Here is a 23,688-nt window from a genome sequence, read left to right on the forward strand (position 1 = left end):
TAGTTAGTGTTCTATTGCCTTTAGCCCTTCTAATTACGTTATTTCTCAATAATTCAACAGAGTTCTAACTATTGGCGGGCAATCGGTAGGGCGTTGTTGAGGGGTGAAATGACTCACTTTGGCCAGCGGTTAGGTGGGCGAATGCAGTTTGTCTAGTGCGCGGGAGCGCGTAGTCGGTTGCGGCTAAATGGGCTACACTAACGGCTTACTATATGTTCACCCAAACGCTCGCTGCGATGTCTACCGCTGAGCGGATATAACCAAGGAGTTGCAATGAGCAACACGCTACCCCCCTGCCCTCAGTGCAGTTCCGAATATGTCTATCAAGATCAATCGCTGTTGATTTGCCCAGAATGTGCGCATGAGTGGGACCCGGAGGCACCAGATGAGGATGCGATTTCCTTGAAGGATGCAGTAGGTAATACCTTGGCTGAGGGTGATAAAGTAACGCTTATCAAAGATCTTAAAGTTAAAGGAAGCTCAACGGTGCTCAAGGTAGGCACCAAAGCCGTCATTAAGCGTTTTGTGGATGGCGATCATGATATTGACTGTAAGGTTGATGGCTCCGGTGCCATGATGCTGAAATCAAAGTTTGTGCGAAAGTCGAACTAATAGAGCTAGTGGGTAACTCGCAGTGGTGGGATTTCTCATACTCCACGGTGGCTTTGACTGAATCGCGCCTTAAAGGGCGCTAGGGTAGAGTATTGCGATGTCAACTGAACAACCGAATAATCCGTTACACGGAATTACCTTGGAAGCGTTGCTGCGCCGGCTAGTGGATCATTACGCATGGCACGGACTTGCAGCGCGCATCAATATAAACTGTTTTAAGAGTGACCCTTCTATTAAGTCCTCCTTGAAGTTTCTCCGGCGCACGCCTTGGGCGCGTGACAAAGTAGAGGCGTTATATTTGGAAACCTTCGGCTAGTATCGCCACACAGCTTTAATGGGGTTGTTGGCTGAGTGCCTTCAGGCGCGTCGATAGAGGATAGCGGCTTCCATAGGCGAAATTCCCTAGTGCTGACCTTGGTCGAAACTTGCACATTGACCGCGAATGTCTTAATATCGCGCGCCTTGATAGCCGTAATGGTTCGGTTATCTCTCCTTGCCTACGTTCTCTATGGTTGAGTTCGCAGGCTGTTTAATCCGTAAGGAGCTACAATGCGTCACTACGAAATCGTATTTCTGGTACACCCAGATCAAAGCGAACAGGTGCCTGCTATGATCGAGCGCTACACAGCTAGCATCGAGAAAGATGGCGGCCAGGTTCACCGTCTTGAAGATTGGGGTCGTCGTCAGATGGCATACTCAATCAACAAGATCCACAAAGCACATTACGTTCTAATGAACGTTGAATGTACGCTTGAAGCACTCGAAGAGCTTACTACTAACTTCCGTTACAATGACGCTGTTCTGCGTAACATGGTTGTTAGCATGAACGAAGCTGTTACTGGTGAATCTCCAATCGCTAAGAGCGAAAAAGAATCTCGTGATCGTAAGAAGGTTTCTGACCGTCCACGTCGCGAACGAACTGAAGCACCTGCAGAAGCAGCAACTGAAGCACCAGCTCCAGCCGCTGAGAAACCTGCAGCCGAAGGCGAAGAATAAGGAGAGTTAAAATGGCACGTTTTTTCCGTCGTCGTAAGTTCTGCAAATTCACCGCTGAAGGTGTGAAGCAGATCGACTATAAAGATTTAGACACTCTTAAAGCTTACGTCTCTGAGACTGGCAAGATTGTCCCAAGCCGCATCACCGGCACTAAGGCTAAATACCAGCGTCAGTTGGCGACCGCTATCAAGCGCGCTCGTTACTTGGCTCTTCTGCCTTACACGGATGCGCATAAGCGTTAATTCTAGAGCTCGCCATGCGGCGACATAACTTAAAAGGATATTCACCATGCAAGTGATTCTTTTAGAAAAAGTTGGCAAGCTGGGCTCTATCGGTGACCAAGTGAATGTTAAATCGGGCTACGCTCGTAACTTCCTGTTCCCGTTCGGCAAAGCTGTTCCAGCTAACGCAACTAACGTTGCTGAATTTGAAACACGTCGTGCAGAACTAGAAGCGGCAGCGGCAGCTAAACTAGCTGAAGCTGAAGCTCGCGCTGTACAGCTAAATGAATTGACAATTACTATCGAAGCCAACGCTGGTGACGAAGGTAAGCTGTTCGGTTCAATTGGTAACCGTGATATCGCTGACGCAGCTTCTGCGGCTGGCGTTGCTGTTGAGAAGTCTGAAGTTCGCATGCCAGAAGGCCCACTTCGCGAAATCGGTTCTTTCGAAGTAGCAGTTCAGGTTCACACTGAAGTAACTGCAACCATCACTGTTGTGGTAGTTGCTGAGTAATTTTTGTTTTAAAAAGCAGAAATTTACTTCAAAATCAGGCACTCTTAGGAGTGCCTTTTTTGTATCTGGGAAGCTAAATGGAAGATTATGAAGTTGAAGCGCCGTTAACAGAGCGCCCCTCACTGCCACATTCAGAGGAAGCGGAAGTTGCCGTTATCGGCGGATTGATGATCGAGAACGGTCATCTTGATAACGTGATGGAAGTGGTAACTGAGGATGACTTCTTTATTGATCGTCACCGTTTGATCTTTAGTGCTATGCAGAGCCTGCATGAGCGCTCGCAACCCTTTGACGTCATTACCCTGTCGGAGTCACTTGATGCGCGCGATGAGCTCGGTCGAGCCGGTGGGTTGGTCTACCTTTCGGAAATGGCCGAAAGCACCCCGTCTACCTCAAACATCATGGCGTATGCGAATATTGTTCGCGAACGCGCAACCGTCCGACAGCTAATCACGGCGGCGAATGAAATTTCCCGCACCAGCTTGGCGCCCGCAGGGATGGATTCTGACTCGCTATTGCAGCTGGCAGAGCGAAAAGTCGCCGACATCGCGGAGAATCGTCCGAAGCAAGGCGGTTGGTTGGATGCTAAAGAGTTACTTGATAAGTCCGTTGAAAAAATTACCGAGCTATTTGAGTCTGAAGACGGCCTAACGGGTTTGTCTACCGGTTGGGATAGCCTTGATGATATGACCTCGGGTTGGCAAGAGCAGGATTTAGTGATCATTGCAGCGCGACCTTCCATGGGTAAAACCACGCTTGCCATGAACACCGTGGAGAAGGCGGCGCTAAGCCAGTCGCAACCTGTATGCGTATTCAGTTTAGAAATGCCGGCCGAGCAGTTAATGATGAGGATGTTGGCTTCAGTTGGGCGAATAGATCAGACACGTATTCGTACTGGCCAGTTAGAGCACGATGACTGGCCTAAGCTCACCGCTGCCATTGAGCAGTTGCGCGATACCAAGCTGTTTATTGATGACACGCCGGGCTTGTCGCCTGCTGATATACGCGCGCGCCTGCGTCGAATTGAGCGAGAGCACGGCAAGGTAGCCATGGTAATGGTGGATTATCTTCAGCTGATGCGTATCTCCGGTTTTAGCGAAGGCAGAACCCAGGAAATATCCGAAATTTCGCGCTCATTAAAAGCCATTGCGCGAGAATTTAAGTGTCCCATGTTGGCGCTGAGTCAGCTTAACCGCTCTTTGGAGCAGCGCCCGAATAAGCGCCCCGTCAACTCCGATTTGCGTGAATCCGGAGCAATTGAGCAGGATGCTGATATCATTATGTTCATCTATCGAGATGAGGTTTACAACGAAGATAGTCCAGATCGCGGCGTAGCCGAATTGATTATTGGTAAGCAGCGTAACGGTCCTATTGGTACCACACGTGTCGCCTTCGTAGGTAAACTCTCTCGTTTCGAAAATCTCTCGCCAGATCAATATGGCGGGGACTACGACGAGTAATTCATTGTTATGAAAGTAATCGAATCCATCGCTGAGTTACGTTCGGCATTAGCGATATTTCGCGCTCAGGGTAAACGCATCAGTTTTGTACCAACCATGGGCAACCTCCACGAGGGACACCTTCAGCTCGTGCGATTAGCGCGTGAGCAGTCTGATATCGTGGTGGCGAGTATCTTTGTTAATCCACTGCAATTCGGCTTGAACGAAGATTGGGAACAGTATCCACGGACCTTCGAACCAGACTGTGAAAAGCTTGCTTCGGTGGATTGTGATTTTTTGCTTTATCCAAGGGAAGCCGAAGTCTATCCAACAGGAATGGCGAACCAGACCCGTGTGAGCGTCCCTACCATGACTGACATCCTCTGCGGCGCCAGTCGCCCAGGTCATTTTGAAGGGGTGACAACAATTGTCGCCAAACTCTTCAATATGGTTCAGCCAGACGTCGCTATTTTCGGCATCAAGGACTATCAGCAGCTAGCCGTGATTCGTAAAATGACAACGGACTTATGCTTGCCGATTGAAATTGTCGCAGCACCCATCGCGCGCGATCATGACGGTTTGGCGCTGTCCTCACGAAACGGTTATTTAGACGAATTCGAGCGGCCCATTGCGGCCGAGGTATATCAGAGCTTGTGCCTGGCGAAGTCGCTACTTGATGAAGGGCGCAGGGATTTTGGTGCTATTGAACAGGCAGCGGAAGCGCACTTGGTTAATCACGGCATGCGTATTGACTACTTCAGTATTCGACGGAACCATGATCTTGAGCCTGCCGGCCTGGATGATACTAATCTGGTGGTCTTAGTTGCGGTGTATTTGGGTAATACCCGTCTTATTGATAACATCGAAATTAGCCTTTAATCGCATTTGTTATTCGTTAAGTTCCTGCTTGTAATTAAATTACAGGCAGCGACTGGCTTTCCAAATGATAAGCTTCCCACTATTCGTGGGTTTAAGTGTAATATTGCTTAAACAACTAGCCTGTAGACATTTTGTGTCATTCTTCGTGTCACCCTAATTTGACTGGAATCCCTTGTAAATTTATTACAGTCGGCTTTTAAAATTGATCAATTTTCGTTATATTGCTCGCCATAAGATAACAATAAATTGAGGTAATTCACGATGATTGCACACGCAATTCGTAAGGTTTCCGAAGCGGATACTGCCAACACACACTGTGATCTTGCTCGCTACGAGGCGATGTACGCTAAGTCCGTCAACGAACCTGAAATATTCTGGGCAGAGCAAGCCGAGGAATTCCTGAACTTTAGTAAAAAGTGGGATTCGGTCATGCGCCAAGACTTTTCGCGTGGCGAAGCCGCGTGGTTTGAAGGTGCGTCACTGAACGTTGCTGAAAACTGTATTGATCGACACCTGCCAACGCGTGCCGATCAGACCGCCCTGATTTGGGAAGGCGACAACCCCGAAGACAGTAAGCATATTAGCTATCAGATGCTCTCGGACGAAGTGAATAAACTTGCGAACGTCCTACGACACCGTGGGGTCAAGAAGGGTGACCGGGTGTGTATCTACATGCCAATGATTCCCGAGGCAACCTACGCCATGTTGGCATGTGCCCGAATTGGCGCTATCCATTCAGTTGTTTTTGGTGGTTTCTCTCCAGAGGCGTTAAAGGATCGCATTAATGACGCTACCTGTAGCGCCTTGATTACCGCGGATGAAGGTGTTCGAGGTGGCCGCCAAGTGCCGCTAAAGGTGAATGCGGATCTCGCCTTAGAGGCATGTCCTAGTGTTCACACCAGTATTGTGGTGAAGCGTACGGGAGCCGACGTAAGCTGGAATGATGCCCGCGATGTCTGGTATCACGAGGCAACCAGTCAAGTCAGTACAGAATGCGTTGCTGAACAGATGGCTGCGGAAGATCCGCTATTTATTCTTTACACCTCCGGCTCTACCGGCACGCCAAAGGGTGTACTCCATACTACTGCTGGCTACTTGCTGCAGGCAGCGATGACGTTTAAGTACACCTTTGACTACCAAGAAGGTGATGTGTATTGGTGCACGGCCGATGTCGGCTGGGTAACGGGTCACTCTTATATTGTTTATGGTCCGCTTGCTAATGGTGCGACATCGTTGATGTTTGAGGGGGTGCCAACCTACCCAGATGCAGGGCGCTGCTGGGATATCTGCGATAAGCATAATGTGGCAATCTTCTACACTGCGCCTACCGCTATTCGCGCACTGATGGGTGCCGGTGACGAATACGTAACCCGATCAAGTCGCAAGAGTCTGCGTCTCTTGGGAACCGTGGGAGAGCCAATTAATCCAGAGGCATGGCAGTGGTACCACGATGTGGTTGGCGAGACACGCTGTCCAATTGTTGATACCTGGTGGCAGACGGAAACGGGTGCACACATGCTAACACCCCTACCTGGTGCGACTGACCTGAAACCGGGCTCGGCAACTCGACCATTCTTCGGTGTTGTGCCAGCATTACTTGATGGCGACGGTAAGGAAGTGGAAGGGCCAGGCGAGGGTTCGCTGGTCATTAAGAACACCTGGCCTAGTCAAATTCGATCTGTTTACGGTGATCACAAACGTTGCATCGATACCTATTACACTACCTACCCAGGATACTACTTTGCCGGTGACGGTGCTCGCCGTGACGAGGATGGTTACTACTGGATTACCGGGCGTGTTGACGATGTGCTAAACGTTTCGGGGCACCGAATGGGTACCGCAGAAGTAGAGAGTGCACTGGTTGAGCATACCTCGGTGAATGAAGCGGCGGTTGTTGGTTATCCGCACGACATCAAAGGTCAGGGTATCTATGCCTACGTTACTTTGATGGCAGGAGCGGAAGTGACCGACGAACTTCAGCAGGAACTTCGCCAAATCTGTACCCAGGAAATTGGTGCTATCGCAAAGCCAGACATCATTCAAATTGCGCCAGGTTTACCAAAAACACGCTCTGGAAAAATCATGCGCCGTATTTTGCGTAAAGTTGCCTGTAATGAGATTGATACCCTTGGTGATACCTCAACGCTAGCAGACCCTTCTGTGGTGGATGCTATCATTGAGGGGCGAGTTAATCGCTAAGCTGGCCTAGCTGTTGGATCTGCGCTGACGAAATGGTGCCGCTTAGGCCCCGTTCATCAGCGCGGATCATGGCGCGTGCCAGTGTATCAACAGGAACGCGTCGAATGCCGCTCATGAAGGGTAGCCAATCGAAGAGAGCCATGAAGCGCGCCGCCCATTTTTCACCAAATCGCTCATCGTTTCGAGCAGCTTGTGTAAGTAAGCTCGGCCGGTAGATCGCCAGCTTCGGTAGCGCAAGTGCTTGAAAATAATCCTCAGTCTCCCCCTTTATTCGAGAATAGAAACTCATTGCGCTGCGATTTGCCCCAACGGCACTGATCAAATGCACCTGTTCCACCTGATGTGCTGCGCACCACTCGCCCACTGCACAGATAAGATCCAAGTCAATGCGTTTAAAGGCGGCCTTGCTACCGGCTTTGGCTAACGTAGTGCCGAGGCAAATAAAGACAGTGTGAGGCTTGCCTTCTAAGGCTTGCACTGATTCCGGTGAGAGCTCAGGGATCAGTATTTCCGTGACGCTATCGGTTGTGTTACTAAGCGGACGGCGATTGATGCAGACAAGTTCGTCAAAGGTCTGAAGCTGTGCAGCTTGTGCCACAAGCGCTTGTCCGGTGGCGCCGGTAGCGCCAAAAATCCATGCGGTTTTCATTCAAAGTCTCCTAGCTATTGCGCTACTAGAGCGCAAAAAGTGCCTGGCTGTCAACGAAGCGTTAGGCTGGCTGGCCGATATTCGCTAAACTAAGGCTAATTCATTAATTGATGGAAGCTCTAATGGGCCGCACACTCTATAGCATCTTATTAACGCTCCTTCTGCCAGTCCTGGTGCTGAGACTTTGGATAAAGGGGCGCAAGTCGCCGGCCTACCGAGCGCGTTGGTCCGAGCGAATGGGATATAGTCAACGCCAACGCCCCAGTGGTTCGTTAGTCTGGTTTCACACGGTTAGTGTTGGTGAAACCATTGCGGCGGCACCCTTGATTGAAGCGGTGATGGCCGATGAACGCGTGAGTCGCGTACTGATAACTACTACCACGCCAACGGGTTCTGACCGCGTGAAAGCACTCTTTGGTGATCGGGTTGAACATGTCTATTGTCCGTGGGATACGCCAGGTTGCGTGAAGCGTTTTTTGCGTCGCTGGGAGCCAACCATTGCGGTAATGATGGAAACCGAATTATGGCCCAATCTTATCGCCGGCCTAGAACTACGTTGCGTACCAACCATTCTCGCTAATGCGCGGTTATCGGAAAAGTCAGCGCAAGGCTATGCCAAGCTGCCGCGTATTACCAAACCAATGCTGAGCAGCTTCGAAGCCATCCTCGCTCAACACCATAACGATGCTCAGCGTTTTATAGCGCTTGGCGCTGCAACGGAAAAAGTTCATAAGGTTGGCAGTGTCAAATTCGACATTCAAATTACGCCGGCGCAGCGCAGTGCTGCCGAAGCGCTCAAACACCAATTTGGTGATCGCTTCGTTTGGATTGCGGCGAGTACTCATCGGGGCGAGGATGAGCAAATACTTGAAGCGCATGCTGCACTTCGCCAAGCGGTGCCCAATGCCTTGTTGGTCTTGGTGCCAAGACACCCGGAAAGGTTCGATCAGGTAGCGCAGCTTTGTCATCAGCTGGGGCCTACAGTTAGACGTTCATCGGCGGAATTACCGCAAGACGATACGGCTGTCTATGTGGGTGATACCATGGGTGAAATGATGGTGATGTTCGGTGCCTGTTCCGCGGCACTGGTTGGCGGGAGTCTCATCGAGCATGGTGGCCACAATGTCTTAGAACCCGCGGTTTGGGGTATTCCTGTATTAAGCGGGCCGCATGTGCATAACTTCGAGGCAATTTGCCAAGAAATGCAGACGGCGGGCGCGCTGATGATAGTGCCAAACAGCACCGAGTTATCGACTAGCCTGGTCCGTTTAGCAACTGATGCCATTGAATGCAAAGCACAGGGAGAGGCGGCCGCGGCATTTCTAGAGACTAAGCGTGGCGCACTAGCTGCGCAGTTAGCGCATATCTTGGCGCTGCTTTAACGATTCTCATGACAATAGTTGGGGTAAAGCTTGAGTCATCTCGGTAGGTCGAGTTCCTGTTGGAGTCGAGATCGGGTAGAGGATGCGGTAGCGAGTTGAAGTGAAGGAATTGAAGAAGGGCTTTAGCGAATAGCTAAAGCCCTTTTTTGCTTAGTACGTTGATAGGTCCACGCGGTTCAACTGGTTCTCTGCGTCGAGCCAGTCATTCAGGCGTTGAATGTCTTCGGGGCTCAAACTACCCGCAACCTGCTTAAGCTGCAGCAGCGAGATGATGTAGTCGAAGCGGGCATTACTAAAGTTAGATTGCGCTCGGAAAAGTGCCTGCTGAGCGTTCAATACGTCAACGATATTTCGCGTACCCACTTCGTAGCCGGCCTGCGTTGCGTCCAGTGAGCTCTGTGCCGAGATGATGGCTTGCTGACGAGCATCTACGGTAGCAACACCGGTAGTGGCCGTAAGATAGCTTGATCGAGCCTGCTGGGTGACGGCACGCTGAGTGCCAACGTGACGTTCTTTAGCAACGTTGAATTGCTCATGAGCACGGCGGCTAGAAGCATTCAGACCGCCGCCGGCGAACAATGGCATGCTCACACTTAGTGTGGCGCTCCAGCCATCGGTATCGGTATCCCCAGCGGTAGGTAGTTCAACTTCTGAGGTTGATTGACCGTAGTCTGCAGATAAAGTGGCTTTCGGTCCGCGATTCCAGCTGGTAGCCGACGCAGTACGCTCAGCAGCATTCATCTGTGCCATGGAGACACGAAGGTCCAAGTTGTTTTCTAGGGACGCCGCTACCCATGGAGTTGGCGACGATGGGACCGGCTGAGTAATTGGGAATTCTGACATAAGTGGTGCAACACTTGATTCCGGCTGGCCAGTGATGGCTTCTAGCGCTTCAAACTTAATGGCGACTTGGCCTTCAAGTTGAATACGGTTAGCAATAACGCCATCCAGTGTTGAGCGTGCCTCGTAGACATCAGTGATGGCGATCAAGCCCACATCGTAGCGCTGTTGAGTTTGCTCGTACTGACGGGTTAGCGCGGTTTCTTCAGCCTTTGATGTTTCAAGGTCTGATACGGCGCGAAGTACATCCAAGTAGGCTTGAACGACGCGAACGATCAGATCCTGTTGATCCGCGGCAAACTGAGCTTCCGCCGATGCAGTGGTGAATTCAGCAGATCGGAAGCTGAACCAGCGATTAGCGTCGAATACGGTTTGCGAGGCGCTAACGCTCCAGCCGTAGCTGTCTGACTGACTAGGAGTGATGTTTGTGCCGTCATCAGACTCTCGGTCTGTCATGGTGTAGTTTGCCGATGCATTCACCTGCGGTAACAAACTAGAGAAACTAATATTCTCCTGTTCGATATTGGCACGGTAAGTGGCCTGGGCTGCGCGTAATGTTGGGTCATTTTCAAGGGCGCGTTGGTATACTTCAATAAGGTCACCAGCAAGGCTGAGAGGGCTGAGTGATACCAGTAGTGCAGTCGCAAGAGCTTTTCGCTTCAGTGCCATGTTTGTTGATCCTTTATGTGGTTATCGTCATAGTTTAGACGCTACACAGGTAAAATGGTTGCAGTTAAAATTTAATTTAATTTAATTGTTATACCACACTTGTACTGAATAAGTGTACTGCGTGAATAACCTAGGCTTTACCCTAGCTTAGCGCTAGTAACGCAGTAAGGTGCGCAAAGATAAGGGCTAATACCCTGCAAGGAAGTTATACATAAGGGCTGGAGAAGCCAAAGATTTGGCGGTAAGCGGCGAAGTAACTAGGCTGGCACGCGCTGAGAGATACGAGTCAGGGCTAGGGTCTCCCTGACTCGCTACATAAAACTCAGTAGAGTTCGAAGTCGTGCGCCATGTCATCACTCGGCGCCTGAACGTAGTAACCCTGAATGTGCTTAGCGCCGGATTGCCATAGCTTGTTAATGATGGCAGCGTTTTCTACCATTGGAATAATGGTCTCGCGCTCTTCTTCATGTAACTGAGTTAGCAACGTTTGCAGCACCTTGGTGTCGCCGCCGTCTTGGAGGTCTTTGGTGTAAGATCCGTCTACCTTGACCCAGTCAATAATTAAGTGATTAAGCGTTTCGAACGGATTGAGTGATGACCCGAAGTGAGTTAGCGCGGCATGGCATTGCAAGCCCGCTAGCGATTCAGTGAGTCGCGCGGCATTCTTGAGGTTTCGGTTAACGTCTTTTTCGCTAAGCTGCATCACCAAGCTTTCGCGCGGAAGCCCTGCAGCATTGAATAGACTCCCGAGGAATGCTGGCAATCCATCATCGTTGAGTGCTGCCTCGGAGAGGTTAATTAGCAACTTGGTGTCGTGGCCATCACGAAGGTGAAGCGCCAGCTTCTTTGCCGCCTCACGGATAACCCAGCGATCGATGAGCGCGCCTAAGCCACTCTTGGCAACTTGCTCACGCCACTCAGCGGGGCTAACTTCATTACCTTCCTCGTCAATAAGGCGTAACAGGACCTCATACAGTTCCTGGGTGTTACCGTGAATATTAATGATGGGCTGGAAGAGTAGTTTGAAACGCTCGTCAGCGAGGGCGCTCTTGACCTGTGTGATAATATCCTCGGTGGTTAGCTCGGGCTGAGCGTCGTCCGCAAATTCGAAGATAGCGGCGGCCTGGCTCAATTTAACCGCTGCAGCGTGTGCTTCTTTTGCGGCAGCTAAGAGATCATCAACGGAAGCGTGTACGCTACTGACTTGGCAAATTCCAGCGCGGAGGTGGAGCCGTGTGGACTTCTCGCCGCATTCCCAGACTTGTTTGTCGAGGCCGGCAATAACCACTTCGAGTTCAGCTAGGCATGCCGTTTCATTCTGATATTGACTGACGAGGCAGAACTTTCCTTCGCCTAAGTTACCCCAACTGCCAAGTTGTTGATGGTTGTCTCTTAAATAACTGGCAATTTGTTCGATGAGCAGTTCGCGTTCGCCCAAGTCAAAGGGGGCAGTAGCCTCAGCATAATCGGGAGCTTCAAAGTAACAGAGTTGGTGGCGCTTGCCGTCTTGAGTGTCACGCATTGCCTGTTGGGTGCGCTCAATAAACTGGCGGCGCTCCATTAAGGTAGGCATTTCAAACTCGGTGGCCGCGATGGTTTGCTCGCCGAAATTCAATCGGTGGCTGGGGATAACAATTTCATTACAGGCTTCGCCATCATACTCAGTGGTGCGAATCAACATGACTACGTCAAAGTCTTCGCCCTCGCAGGTTGTCATTTGAGTGTTCAGCTGCTTTTGCTCCGCGGCATCTTCACCTGTTGCCAACTTGGAAAGTTGTTTCTGGTATTGCGTGTCCGACACTAAGTCGGCAATTGGCGTAACGATTAGGTCATCTTCGTCCTCAAAGCCAAAGAGGTCTAGGAAGGCTCTATTTGAATAAAGGAACATGCCGTCCTGAAGATAGGCGGTAGGCGTACGAAGGTCATCTAGTAGGTAGGCCGCTTTCACATCGGACGCCTGTTGGTTGAGCTCAGCTTGACGGCGCAATTGACGCTGTTGGCGATTAGCGAATTCACGCTTTACTACTGCAATTAGGTGTTGATCATGGTCATGCATGATGGCATCTACAGCACTTAGCTTTAGCGCCTGGATTACCGTGGCGGGGTGATCATCTTCATGACAGAGCACTAAAGTGGGAATATCTAAGCGTTGTTTGCGAAAGCCTTGCAAGACTTCGCGGTAGCCCAAATTCGGATTATCGGCATCGATAATGCAGAGGTCCCACGTTTGATCAGCGGTGAGTTTGTCCAATAACTCAGGCGAGTGGACATACTGAGGTCGCAAGTTGATTCCAGCGCTTTCAAGCATGGAGATCAAGCGTGTGGATTCATGTTCATCTTGGTTAGCAACCAATAGCCGAATTCGTTCTGAAGTGTCCATAGTCTACCTAACTGTCAGTTAGTTCTATGGTAGCGAATAAACGGGGCTTTAAGTAGCGAAATTTTAGGCGATGGATCACATTATTTAGAGTGCGTTAGAGGCCATTGCCGAAAACGGTTTTGGCACTACCTCCGGCCTCTTCGCGGCTGAGTTTCGGCGTTAGCGTGCCGGGTAGCAGCGCGCAGAGTTGCTGGTAAATACGGTTAATATCGTCGGCGGAGAGCTGAAAGTGTGCGGCGCCTTGAACCCGGTCGAGGAGATGAAGGTAGTAGGGTTGAATGTTGAGATCATCCAGCTTTTCACTGAGCACAGCGAGGGTTGTTGAGCAGTTGTTTACACCGGCAAGAAGGACGCTCTGATTAAACTGTCGAACGCCGCTACGGTGAAGTTTTAAGGCCGCTTCCGCTACCTCTTCATCAATTTCATTAGGGTGGTTGATATGCCACACCAGTTGCGCATTCAGGCGAGTGTTTTGTAATAGCTGGCAGAGTTCGTTCGTGACTCTGGCAGGGATAACTAGCGGCAGGCGGGTATGAATCCGTAGCCGTTTAATTTGAGGGTAAGCTTCAATCGCTCGAATCAAGGACTGCAGGCTTTTATCGTTAAGCATCAGAGGGTCGCCGCCGCTCAAGATTACTTCGTTCACTTCCGGATGGTCACTGAGATAGCTGAGTGAACTCTGCCATTGTGCAGTGGATAGGCGATTATCTTCATAGGGAAAATGACGGCGAAAACAGTAGCGGCAGTTCACGGCACACTTACCGCTGAGCACCAACAGAATGCGGGACCGATATTTGTGAATGATGCCCGGCGCCACCGTGAATTCTGCCTCGGCCAACGGGTCGGACGAGTAATCTGGGTGCTCAATTAGCTCATCACCAACGGTGAGAATCTGAGCAAGCAGAGGGTCTTTTGGGTCGCCTTTGCGGATCCGATTGGCGTAAGCCTGAGGAACCAATAGTGGGAAGTTAATAGCTTCGTCGTTGAAGCGATTATCGGCAACATCAACAGCGGCTAAAAGGGTTGTGCGACAGGTGAAGGCCTGCTGCAATTGTTGCTGCCAGCTCAGTGATTGAGATTCCCGATAAATTAGTGTCATAGCGCGCCTAACTGTTTTGGTTATTGTACTCGCCTCAGCAGCGCAAATTAAGTCCTCAAAGCTACTTAGTTTGCTGATTGCAAACGCTGACGAAACGGGCAGGCTGGTGTACAATGCTCAGATATCTATCTGAAGGAGCAATGCGCTCCGAAATTGTGAGGCGAATTAAAGTGGCTAATTTTTCTACCAACGAATTTAAAGGTGGCCTAAAGGTCATGCTAGACGGCGATCCATGTTCAATTGTTGAGAACGAATACGTTAAGCCGGGCAAAGGCCAGGCATTCAACCGTGTACGCTTGAAGAATCTGCGCACAGGACGCGTTTGGGAGCGTACCTTTAAGTCAGGTGAAAGCCTTGAAGCTGCTGATGTTATGGATGTTGAATTGGAGTACTTGTACAACGATGGCGAGTTCTGGCACTTCATGGACCCAAATACCTTTGATCAGTATCAAGCGGAAGAATCAGCCGTAGCAGACCAAAAGAACTGGCTTCGTGAACAGGATGTGATCACCGTAACCTTGTATAACGGCTCACCGCTAACGGTCACTCCGCCCAATCACGTTGTGCTAGAAGTTGCGCATACTGACCCGGGCCTTAAAGGTGATACTGCCCAGGGTGCAACAAAGCCCGCCACAATGACAACCGGAGCAACCATTAAGGTTCCGCTGTTTGTTGAAATTGGTGACAAGCTTAAGATCGATACGCGTACCGGTGAATATCTCGGCCGCTCGAAAGACTAATCTTGACGCGCTGCGTAAGCGCGTCCCGACGTGACGCACTGCGCGTGGAAACACTATGGTATCTTGGCGCCCAACGGCTTCATTACAGTCGCTTCAGCAGCGAGCAAAGATTCTCGCGGACATCCGTCAGTTTCTTGCTAAGCGTGGCATTCTTGAAATTGAGGTGCCGCTACTGAGTGCAGCGGGCGGCACCGACCTTAATATCGAATTGCTGAAGATTGAAGGTGAAGATCGTTGGTTGGCAAGTTCACCCGAGTTCCCTCTTAAGCGTCTAGTTGCTGCCGGTTATGGTGACGTCTATGCGCTGCAGAAGGTCTTTCGAAAGGGTGAGAGCGGCCGTCGTCATAACAGCGAATTCACCATGCTGGAGTGGTACCGGGTTGGCTTCGATGAATTTCAACTAATGGATGAGGTTGAGGCGCTTTGCCAGGCTGTTTTCAATATGCCTGCAGCAACACAAGTGAGTTATCGCAAGCTGTTCATTGATTCGGTTAATCTTGACCCTTTCACAATAAATGATACGGAATTAGCTGCGGTAGGTGCCGGGCTATCAGGGCTAGATCCTACCGCGTTGGCCCGAGATGGCTGGCTTGATGTAATCTTTAGTCACGCCATTGAGCCGGAGCTTGACGCGCCAGTGTTTATTTTTGACTTCCCGGCTAGTCAGTCGGCTTTGGCTAAAATTACTAACCGTGATTATGGGCAAGTTGCCCAGCGGTTTGAGTTGGTTTATCAGGGTGTTGAGCTGGCCAATGGTTATTTCGAATTAACTGATGGTGAAGAGCAACGCCAGCGTTTTGAGCGCGAACTGGCGCTCCGAGCGCATCAAAAAAAGGCCGTTGTTGCCATGGATGAACACTTAATTGCTGCGCTTAACTCAGCGATGCCAAGCTGTGCAGGTGTCGCAATGGGCGTAGACCGTATCTGTATGCTAGCCGCGGCCACGCAAACGCTTTCTGAGGTAATTAGCTTTGACGACAACAACGCCTGATTTTGATATTCGACGCCTCGATGCCACCGAGTATGAAAGTGCTGTCCCCCTGCTCTTTAGTTCAGGCCCCGAGGCATTCACTTGGTTGTATGGTAACGGAGATAAACTAAGAGCCATGTCTTTTTTGGCTAACAGTTTTACTCGGGACGATACTGCATTGAGTCACAATAATATCTGGGGTGTTATCTCAGAGGGCTCTGTTATCGCTACCTTTATTCTGGCTAGCAAAGCTTCTGCAGAGGCCCTAGCGGGGCCCGGTATCACTCAAGTCTTTCGCTATTACGGCTTTAGCGCTGCGCTGGCATGTAGTTGGCGAGGGATTCGTTTGGAGCGAAGCTTGCCAGCGCCTAAACCCGATTGCCTGCACCTCAGCGGCATTGCGGTTGACGCTCAATTTCGGGGTCGCGGACTACTGCGGGAAATCGTGAATTTTGCTGATCAGAAGGCGTATGAAATGGCCTGCTCGAATTTGAGTTTAGATGTGGCGAAGAGTAACGCGCTCGCGATGGCCATGTACCTACATTTAGGCTTTGTCCATCAGTACTCTCGCCCAGCACCGCATAAGTCGGTTCCAGGCTTTCACTATTTGACACGTATGGTTTTAGACAGGGATGAAGAATGAGTTTGTTGAAACGTTACTGGAAGGGCTTGGCCTGGTTCTCTGCCCTCTTTGTGATCATAGTCTGTAGTATTCCAGCGCCGCAAGTTCTGGATGTTCAGCATATTGATAAGCTGGAGCACGCCGTTGCGTTCGGTGGAATTTGTGGATTGTTCTTTTTTGCCTACCCTAACAAACGTTTCATGGTTTATCTTGGCAGTTTCTTGCTGGGTTTAGCGGTGGAATTGTTACAAGCCGTAATACCCTGGCGTTCGGCGGAAATGTTAGATTTGACTGCAGATGGAGTAGGAGTGATCTTAGCGATTATCGTTATTGAGCTATTCTTAGTCCCACGGATGCGTAAACGAGGTTTAATGAAATGAAAGCAGCCATGGCAGCGGAAAATGTCGTCGACTCAGTGTGGGCTGAGATTCAATACAATGCGGATGCCTGGGCGAGTGAAGAACCTTCGTTAGCTTCCTACCTTCACGCCACCATCTTAAAGCATAAAACCTTGCTTTCCGCGTTGAGCTATCATATTGCCTCAAAGCTAGATTGCACCGCGCTGCCGGCGTTGGCGATTCGTGAACTGGCCGAAGAGGCGCTAGCGGATCAGGTAGATTGTATACGGCTGGACTTAGCGGCCGTTCATGGCCGTGATCCTGCTTGTGACTCTAAGGCCACCGCATTTCTCTACTTTAAAGGTTTCTTGGCGCTGCAAAGCTATCGGGTAGCCCACTACCTTTGGGTCAACAACCGTCGCCCTATGGCGTTATTTTTTCAGAGTCAAATTTCCCATCGTTTAGGTGTGGATATCCACCCTGCTGCCAAAATTGGCAAGGGTGTGATGTTTGATCATGCCACTGGAATAGTGATTGGTGAAACCGCCGTGATCGAAGATATGGTGTCCATCCTCCATTCCGTCACCCTAGGCGGTACCGGTAAAGAATCCGACGATCGCCACCCAAAGATTCGCTACGGCGTGTTAGTGGGTGCAGGCGCCAAAGTGCTCGGTAATATTGAGGTTGGCGCGTGTGCACAAATTGCTGCCGGTAGTGTTGTGTTGAGGGATGTTGAGCCACGTACCGTTGTGGCGGGAGTGCCGGCTACCGTTCGCGGTGAATCCACCTGTATTGAACCCGCCCAAACTATGGATCACAGCTTCTATAGTAACTAGCTTTAATGGTGAGTAGCTTTAATGGTGAGTAGCGTCGGCAAAATGCCTCGGGCCGCCTTCAGGTTTTTCGTGGCTACTTGGTGCGGCGCGGTAGGTGTTCCCGCCGCGCCAAGTGTCAGTAGGGGACTAAGCTGATTGGAGCCTCGTCTAACGCTGCAAGCTGCTCCCGCAACGCAAGGATTTGCTCTCCCCAGTACCGCTCACTATTAAACCAAGGGAAGTGCATTGGAAATGCAGGGTCTTCCCAGCGCCTAGCTAGCCACCCGGTGTAGTGTAATAGTCGCATTGCACGGAGTGGTTCAATCAGCGCCAGTTCATTTTGGTCGAAATGAGTAAATAGCTCGTAATTTTCAATTATCGCATCAAGCTGCGCGGTTTTGTCGGCCCTATCCCCAGACAAAAACATCCACAGGTCTGCCATCGCGGGTCCCCGAATGCAGTCATCGAAATCTACAAAATGCGGGCGGTCATCGCGCCAGAGAATATTGCCGGGGTGACAGTCACCATGCAGAGCAATGAGCTTTGGATTGACCTGCTTAAAAGCCGCTTCAATTTGCTCAATCATGTCGCCGCTCAGGTCCGCCCACTGAGAGCGATAGGCTTCACCTACCCAATCCCCCTCAATAATGAAATCCCGTGCAATGTTGGCCATGCGGGCGTCACACATTGAATCGCGTAAGCTGAGATCCACCTGCTGGCCCAGCTGGTGGATCTCCCCCAAGGCACGTCCTAATTTTTCTAGATGATCGAAATTATCGAGCTCAGGCGCGTGGCCACCTTGGCGCTTAAAAATACTGAAGCGGAAATCTTTGTGGGTGAAGAGGGTCTGTCCGCCAATGGCTATTGGCGGTACCACAGACATCTCAGCGTTGGCCAAATGACGAGTAAACTGGTGCTCGGCGATGATTTGGTCGTTAGTCCAGCGGTTGGGGCGATAAAATTTTGCAATCAGCGGGACCTCGTCCTCAATGCCTACCTGCCAAACTCTATTTTCGTAACTATTCAGTGGAAATAATCGCAAGTCGCTGAAGTAGCCAAGTGATTCTACCGCTTCAATAACGGCGTCTTGATCTAGTTCGTACCAAATATGTTGCATAGTGAGCGATATCCCAGAAGTATCTCGCTAGTGTACTCTGTTTTCGGTGGCGGGCGTTAATAATCAGCATTGCTGAGCCAGTAACAGTCGCCATAGCCGGGCCTTGGTGTTCGCGCGACAGTCCAAACTTCAACATACTTAGCGCCGGCGTCTCGGAGGGTCTCGGTGGCTCTGCTGAGGGTTGAGCCCGTGGTGTGAATATCATCCACGATGGCTATGCGCTCGGGGACGGTTTGAGTTGCCTCGAAGGGGTTATCGCGTCGCCACCGCTGCGTTGCGTTGCGGCCCTTAACGTTGGCACTTGACGATACACGCAGGAGCGGTTGCACACGGTTTCGATAGCGCCAGGTCATTCCCTTAAGAATGGCCTCAACCTGATTGAAACCTCGCTCGCGAAAACGCCGGCGACTGATGGGGATGGGAATGATGGCATCCGGCAGTGAACCAACTCTCTGGGCGCTTAGATATTGCTCTAGCAATTGTCCGAGAAGGGCGCCCAAATCCAGACGTTCAGACTGCTTTAGATTACTAAGCGCCCAGCGAATTTCGAGGCGATAGTAACAGGCAGAGTACGCGATATCCCAGTTATGCGGTGGGCATGCTAAGCAATGATCAGCGCTCCGCTGAAGTGGGTGGGCACAACGACGACAGGCCTGCCTATTCCAGGGTAATTCATTCGCGCAGGGGCCGCAGCATCGATCCGGCCAAACGCAGCTGCAGCGACAAAATGGGCACTCGAACGGTAATTCAGTCATCAGGCTTTGTGCAGCTTGTCGCCAGTGTAAACCATCTGGCGAAATTTGGTTGACAATCGAGCGTAGCTTTCGCAGGATGTGCTCCATAGAGAACCTTTGCGTAGGCGCTACAACAGTGAAGTTGGTGCCTATCGCCCTAATATAATGAATTGCGAGAACTACTATGACTGCATCCTCACCTGTAACCCGCCACGATTGGTCGGTGGCTGAAGTATCTGAGTTATTTAATAAACCACTTAACGACTTACTGTTCGAAGCGCAGTCAACGCATCGCCAGCACTTTGATCCTAACCAGGTGCAAGTCAGCCGTTTGTTATCCATCAAGACCGGCGCCTGCCCAGAAGACTGTACCTACTGCCCTCAGAGTGCACGCTACGATACGGGTCTTGAACGCGAACGCTTGATGGAGTTGCAGCGTGTGGTTGAAGAGGCTAAAGATGCCAAGGCAACCGGAGCAACCCGTTTTTGCATGGGCGCGGCATGGCGCAGTCCGAAAGCAAAAGACATGCCCTATGTCGTTGAGATGGTGAAGGAAGTCAAGGCTCTGGGCCTGGAAACCTGTATGACGCTAGGCATGCTGTCTGACGATAAAGCGCAAGCGCTTGCGGATGCCGGGCTGGATTACTACAACCACAACTTGGATACATCGCCCGAATATTATGGCGAAATTATCACAACACGTACCTACTCAGATCGCTTGGAAACCTTGCAGAATGTCCGTAACTCTGGGATGAAGGTTTGCGCCGGTGGTATCGTAGGTCTGGGCGAGGAGCAGCGCGATCGAGCTGGATTGCTAGTTCAGCTAGCTAATCTGCCGATGCACCCAGAATCGGTACCCATCAACCAGCTAGTGGCCTGTGCGGGAACGCCATTGGAGGGTCAAGAAGTCTTGGATCCTATTGAGTTTATTCGCACTATCGCCGTGGCTCGAATTATCATGCCAACGAGTTATGTTCGCCTTTCGGCTGGTCGTGAAGAAATGTCCGATGAAATGCAGGCCATGGCTTTCTTCGCAGGGGCAAACTCCATCTTCTACGGTGAGAAACTTCTTACCACACCTAACCCCGAGTCGAACGATGATCTTAAGCTGTTTGCCCGTTTGGGTATCAACCGCGAAGAGCTGAAAGATCAGCCAGTTAAACCTGTAGCAAAAACCTTCTATGACGCTATGGATGCTGCGTGCTAATTGATCGGCTAACAGCGCGATTGAAGCTGGCTGAACAGGAGAATGCCAAGCGTCAAATTCGTGTGCGCCATGGTGTGGATTTCGCCAGTAACGATTACCTAGGCTTCAGTCAGCGAGAGGAGCTAAAGCGTGCAGCTAAGGCGACCATTGATAGTCATGGTGTAGGGGGCAGAGCCTCGCATCTTGTCATGGGTCATACCCAACACCATGAATTGCTCTCGCAGCAGGCCGCTGAGCTGTTTGGCTATGAGGCTGCCATGGTGTTTTCATCTGGCTACGCTGCAAATCTTGGCATTATAGCTACGTTGCTTACTAAGGGTGACCGGGTACTTCACGACCGTCTAAATCATGCGAGCTTGTTGGATGGCGGTGCACTGAGTGGTGCCAACTTCCGACGATTTCGTCACAACGATGTGGCACAACTACGAGATTTCCTCAGTCGCTCCAACGAGCCCACTTTAGTGGCGATCGAAAGCGTTTATTCCATGGATGGTGATGTGGCTGACCTGGTTGAGATCCAGGCTGCCTGCCAGGAGTTTGGTGCCACGTTACTTGTGGATGACGCGCATGGGGTGGGCGTCATTGGGCATCATGGCCGTGGTGCCAGTACGGCCATTAAGCCGGATATATTGATGGTGGCATGCGGCAAAGCTTTGGGCTCCTATGGGGCGCTAGTTTGTGGTTCAAAGGAGTTAATTGCTGGTTTGAGTAACTTCAGTCGAACCTATGTTTACACCACCGCTCTTCCGCCAGCGCAGGCCGCGGCAAGCTCCGCAGCACTCGCACTGCTGCAAGCAAATGATAGCGCCATCGCCACACTGCAGAGCAATATTGCTCACTTTCGTTACTGTGCTGAAGACTCGGGACTGTTATTAAGCGCAAGTCATAGTGCCATTCAACCCATCCATGTTGGCGACAACACACGGTTGATGAATCTTGCTGAGCACCTTGAGGCAAAGGGTTTTCTAGTGGGGGCGATTCGTGCCCCAACCGTAGCAAAGGGCTCGGAACGCTTACGCATTTCACTATCGGCTGCGCATACCCCTGCGCAGATTGAACAACTTATTTCGGAGGTCAGACGTAGTGACCTTATTTAGCCATATAATCCCTCATTTAGGCGCTTCGCAGTGTGACCAGGCTAACGTCAAAACCCAGCAGGCGGAGTTTGATTCGTCCTTGGCGCTGGTTTTCAATGGTTGGGGCTTTCAAGCTGGCGCCTGGCAGGCCTTGAGTAATGAGCTCAATACTCGCTTGCAGGTGGTGGATCAACCTGCAGATAGTGACTACAACGAATGGTTTGAAGCGCTCTATCAGCAGCTAAAGGATCAGCGACCAAGAGTTATCGCGTGGTCATTAGGTGTTCAAGTAGTGGCGCGCTTGCAGCAGCGTGGTGTCATCTTTGAATCAGTGTTTGCCATTGCGGGGCGAGCCTCATTCATTGTTGAAGCGGGACGCGGGCTGAAATTGGCTGACCTCGCCAAATTCCAAAAGCGTGTTGCAAAGGGGGGAGCGCGAGCGCGCGCGTATTTTGCCGCGTTAGTTTCACACGGTGGGCCACTCGCTCACGATGCTTCCGCCATTACCCGCTATCTTCAGCCGGAACTGGCCGACTACGGTCGCAGTCTGGCCGATCTCGCGGCCACCGTTTCCGTGACTCACGGCGCCTCCTATGTGTTGGGGGGATTGGATGCGTTGGTGGCGCCACTGCCGGAGATTGAGGCCGAGGTGGAAGTGCTGGCAGAGCAGTCCCATGATTTACCTCTCGCCGCGCCAAAACAGTTGGGCGAGCTTATCCAGCAGTATTGGTTACGTGAACGCCAGCGAAAGGTTGCTCGCAGTTTCTCCCGAGCGGTGGATAGTTACGCAGAATCCTCAAGCCTTCAGCAACGTGTGGCCGATTCGCTATTGGCCGAAGTGACCTTGCCGGAGGCAGGTTTGCTGGTGGACTTGGGGAGCGGCACCGGCTATTGTGCCCAGCAACTCCAAACGCGTTTCTCGGGCGAGCTCTTATGTATTGACCTGAGTCCAGAGATGGTAGCGCATACTCGCCAGCTAGGATTTCGTTCAACAGTGGGCGATGCGCAGGCGTTACCGTTGGAAGATAATAGTGTGGATGTATTGGTAAGTAGCTTGGCTATTCAATGGTGTCCCAACCCGGCTGGCGTCTTTGCAGAGATTGCTCGGGTATTAAAACCCAACGGTAGGGCTTGGATTGCTACGCTGGGTGAGCTGAGTCTAGCTGAGTTGAGAACGTCGGCCGAAGTCGCCGGTGTTGGCAATCGAGTCAACGACTTTCCCGCGCACACTGACTGGCTGGCGTTTGCCAGGGCATCGCTACTGAACAGTCAGCTTCAGCGTTATCAGGCACCGGTGGAGGCGAGCAGTTTTTCTGACTTGCTTAAACATCTTCGCGGTGTTGGAGCCAACTGTGTCCTGAACGCACCCCGAAAGCCGCTCACTCGGTCAAATTTGCAAAGCTGGGGCAAGGCTGCACGTGAAGCCGGTGGCGGTAGCTATCGCACTCACTATGATGTGGTTCAGCTCACACTGACTAAGTTGAATTAGGATTGATCATGAAAAAGCACCGATACTTCATCGCCGGGACCAACACCGATGTTGGTAAAACCTATGTTGCCGAGGCAATACTCTGGGCGGCTCAATCTCAAGCCTTGAGTACGGTTGGCCTTAAGCCAATTGCGGCGGGATCAGAATTACACGACGGTAAACTTCGCAATGAAGATGCGCTGAATCTCATGCGGGCTTCCACGGTTCAACTTCCCTATCAGCTGGTCAATCCAGTCTGTCTTGAGGCGGCTATTGCCCCACATATTGCGGCAAACGATGAAGGTAAGCGATTAAACGCTGTGGGCATCACCGGCAAGATTCGTGGCGCCCTGATGACGCCAGTAGACTTTGCGCTGGTCGAGGGTGCCGGTGGTTGGCGTGTACCGCTAAATGATCGCGAATACGTCTCAGATATCGCCCGCGAGCTGGGATTTGGCGTAATTTTGGTCATTGATATGACCTTGGGCTGCCTTAGCCATGCCATGCTGACCGTTGAGGCGATTCGCCGTGATGGTTTGCCATTCGTTGGCTGGGTGGCCAATAGCGCGACGGGGCAAATGCCGCGCTTTGAGGAAAATCTTGCCACACTCAAGCAGCGCCTTCCTGCACCATGTCTTGGTGTGGTTCCTTTTCAGGCAGAGCAATCTGCTAAAGCCGCCGCCTCGTATATAGCTATACAGACGTTAGTTGGCTAATCGCTA

Annotated in this window: 24 protein-coding genes; 18 read left to right on the forward strand and 6 right to left on the reverse strand. The window is 51.2% G+C overall.

Translation table 11 applies throughout. From position 1 onward, the window contains the following. Positions 1–273 precede the first annotated feature (273 nt). The 8 genes from DFR27_RS01315 (at position 274) to acs (ending at position 6,860) form a co-directional block, all read left to right on the forward strand. Positions 274–612 (forward strand): zinc ribbon domain-containing protein YjdM, encoded by a 339-nt coding sequence (locus DFR27_RS01315; protein ID WP_121875654.1) that lies wholly within the window; start codon positions 274–276, stop codon positions 610–612. A gap of 97 nt (positions 613–709) precedes the next feature. After that, complete coding sequence (locus tag DFR27_RS01320; protein ID WP_121875655.1) at positions 710–928, forward strand: VF530 family protein; 219 nt, start codon at positions 710–712, stop codon at positions 926–928. 233 nt (positions 929–1,161) lie between these two features. After that, positions 1,162–1,608, forward strand: coding sequence for a 30S ribosomal protein S6 (gene rpsF / locus DFR27_RS01325; RefSeq protein WP_121875656.1), 447 nt, complete (start codon positions 1,162–1,164; stop codon positions 1,606–1,608). A gap of 11 nt (positions 1,609–1,619) precedes the next feature. Next, positions 1,620–1,850 (forward strand): 30S ribosomal protein S18, encoded by a 231-nt coding sequence (gene rpsR / locus DFR27_RS01330; RefSeq protein ID WP_121875657.1) that lies wholly within the window; start codon positions 1,620–1,622, stop codon positions 1,848–1,850. A 46-nt stretch (positions 1,851–1,896) separates the two neighbouring features. After that, positions 1,897–2,343: a 50S ribosomal protein L9 gene (rplI, locus tag DFR27_RS01335; protein ID WP_121875658.1), complete on the forward strand. Its 447-nt coding sequence runs from the start codon at positions 1,897–1,899 to the stop codon at positions 2,341–2,343. Positions 2,344–2,420: 77 nt separating this feature from the next. Then, positions 2,421–3,803, forward strand: a complete 1,383-nt coding sequence (gene dnaB / locus DFR27_RS01340; RefSeq protein WP_121875659.1) for a replicative DNA helicase — start codon at positions 2,421–2,423, stop codon at positions 3,801–3,803. 9 nt (positions 3,804–3,812) lie between these two features. Then, entirely contained in the window at positions 3,813–4,661 is an 849-nt protein-coding gene (gene panC / locus DFR27_RS01345) for a pantoate--beta-alanine ligase (RefSeq protein ID WP_121875660.1), read from the forward strand. Between the two features lie 261 nt (positions 4,662–4,922). Beyond that, positions 4,923–6,860, forward strand: a complete 1,938-nt coding sequence (gene acs / locus DFR27_RS01350; RefSeq protein WP_121875661.1) for an acetate--CoA ligase — start codon at positions 4,923–4,925, stop codon at positions 6,858–6,860. Here the strand turns inward: acs and DFR27_RS01355 are convergent. Continuing rightward, positions 6,850–7,509, reverse strand: coding sequence for a Rossmann-fold NAD(P)-binding domain-containing protein (locus DFR27_RS01355; protein ID WP_121875662.1), 660 nt, complete (start codon positions 7,507–7,509; stop codon positions 6,850–6,852). The two genes, acs and DFR27_RS01355, sit on opposite strands and share 11 nt — an antisense overlap. A gap of 122 nt (positions 7,510–7,631) precedes the next feature. Between DFR27_RS01355 and waaA the strand changes: the two genes are divergently transcribed. After that, positions 7,632–8,891, forward strand: coding sequence for a lipid IV(A) 3-deoxy-D-manno-octulosonic acid transferase (gene waaA, locus DFR27_RS01360; RefSeq protein ID WP_121875663.1), 1,260 nt, complete (start codon positions 7,632–7,634; stop codon positions 8,889–8,891). A 150-nt stretch (positions 8,892–9,041) separates the two neighbouring features. On the opposite strand, the gene DFR27_RS01365 is transcribed toward waaA, so the two are convergent. The 3 genes from DFR27_RS01365 to epmB form a co-directional block, all read right to left on the reverse strand. Then, positions 9,042–10,400, reverse strand: coding sequence for a TolC family outer membrane protein (locus tag DFR27_RS01365; protein WP_121875664.1), 1,359 nt, complete (start codon positions 10,398–10,400; stop codon positions 9,042–9,044). Between the two features lie 322 nt (positions 10,401–10,722). Beyond that, entirely contained in the window at positions 10,723–12,780 is a 2,058-nt protein-coding gene (locus DFR27_RS01370; RefSeq protein ID WP_121875665.1) for an EAL domain-containing protein, read from the reverse strand. Positions 12,781–12,874: 94 nt separating this feature from the next. Next, positions 12,875–13,879 (reverse strand): EF-P beta-lysylation protein EpmB, encoded by a 1,005-nt coding sequence (epmB, locus tag DFR27_RS01375; protein WP_121875666.1) that lies wholly within the window; start codon positions 13,877–13,879, stop codon positions 12,875–12,877. A 170-nt stretch (positions 13,880–14,049) separates the two neighbouring features. Between epmB and efp the strand changes: the two genes are divergently transcribed. Genes efp through cysE form a run of 5 tightly spaced genes read left to right on the forward strand, consistent with a single transcriptional unit; the run spans position 14,050 to position 17,385 of the window. Beyond that, positions 14,050–14,619, forward strand: coding sequence for an elongation factor P (efp, locus tag DFR27_RS01380; RefSeq protein ID WP_121876088.1), 570 nt, complete (start codon positions 14,050–14,052; stop codon positions 14,617–14,619). Positions 14,620–14,674: 55 nt separating this feature from the next. After that, on the forward strand, positions 14,675–15,610 hold the full coding sequence (gene epmA, locus DFR27_RS01385; protein WP_121875667.1) for an EF-P lysine aminoacylase EpmA: 936 nt from the start codon (positions 14,675–14,677) through the stop codon (positions 15,608–15,610). Continuing rightward, positions 15,591–16,232 carry a GNAT family N-acetyltransferase gene (locus DFR27_RS01390; protein WP_121875668.1) on the forward strand — a complete coding sequence of 214 codons (642 nt, stop codon included), beginning with the start codon at positions 15,591–15,593 and terminating at the stop codon, positions 16,230–16,232. Before epmA ends, DFR27_RS01390 begins: the two co-directional genes overlap by 20 nt. Beyond that, positions 16,229–16,591: a VanZ family protein gene (locus DFR27_RS01395; RefSeq protein ID WP_121875669.1), complete on the forward strand. Its 363-nt coding sequence runs from the start codon at positions 16,229–16,231 to the stop codon at positions 16,589–16,591. The genes DFR27_RS01390 and DFR27_RS01395 overlap by 4 nt, the downstream gene beginning before the upstream one ends. Continuing rightward, complete coding sequence (gene cysE / locus DFR27_RS01400) at positions 16,588–17,385, forward strand: serine O-acetyltransferase (protein WP_245962580.1); 798 nt, start codon at positions 16,588–16,590, stop codon at positions 17,383–17,385. Before DFR27_RS01395 ends, cysE begins: the two co-directional genes overlap by 4 nt. Positions 17,386–17,500: 115 nt before the next feature. On the opposite strand, the gene DFR27_RS01405 is transcribed toward cysE, so the two are convergent. Next, positions 17,501–18,481 carry a serine/threonine protein kinase gene (locus tag DFR27_RS01405; RefSeq protein ID WP_121875670.1) on the reverse strand — a complete coding sequence of 327 codons (981 nt, stop codon included), beginning with the start codon at positions 18,479–18,481 and terminating at the stop codon, positions 17,501–17,503. A 56-nt stretch (positions 18,482–18,537) separates the two neighbouring features. Next, positions 18,538–19,323: a ComF family protein gene (locus DFR27_RS01410; RefSeq protein WP_121875671.1), complete on the reverse strand. Its 786-nt coding sequence runs from the start codon at positions 19,321–19,323 to the stop codon at positions 18,538–18,540. A gap of 76 nt (positions 19,324–19,399) precedes the next feature. On the opposite strand from DFR27_RS01410, the gene bioB reads away from it, so the two are divergent. Genes bioB through bioD form a run of 4 tightly spaced genes read left to right on the forward strand, consistent with a single transcriptional unit; the run spans position 19,400 to position 23,682 of the window. Further along, complete coding sequence (gene bioB, locus DFR27_RS01415) at positions 19,400–20,422, forward strand: biotin synthase BioB (protein WP_121875672.1); 1,023 nt, start codon at positions 19,400–19,402, stop codon at positions 20,420–20,422. Next, a complete protein-coding gene (locus DFR27_RS01420; protein ID WP_121875673.1) occupies positions 20,416–21,519 on the forward strand; it encodes an aminotransferase class I/II-fold pyridoxal phosphate-dependent enzyme in 1,104 nt (367 codons plus the stop codon). The genes bioB and DFR27_RS01420 overlap by 7 nt, the downstream gene beginning before the upstream one ends. Then, positions 21,506–22,987, forward strand: coding sequence for a methyltransferase domain-containing protein (locus tag DFR27_RS01425; protein WP_170150735.1), 1,482 nt, complete (start codon positions 21,506–21,508; stop codon positions 22,985–22,987). The genes DFR27_RS01420 and DFR27_RS01425 overlap by 14 nt, the downstream gene beginning before the upstream one ends. Positions 22,988–22,995: 8 nt before the next feature. Beyond that, on the forward strand, positions 22,996–23,682 hold the full coding sequence (gene bioD, locus DFR27_RS01430) for a dethiobiotin synthase (RefSeq protein WP_121875675.1): 687 nt from the start codon (positions 22,996–22,998) through the stop codon (positions 23,680–23,682). Positions 23,683–23,688 lie beyond the last annotated feature (6 nt).

Origin of the sequence: Umboniibacter marinipuniceus, assembly GCF_003688415.1 — a bacterium.
Classification (GTDB): domain Bacteria; phylum Pseudomonadota; class Gammaproteobacteria; order Pseudomonadales; family DSM-25080; genus Umboniibacter; species Umboniibacter marinipuniceus.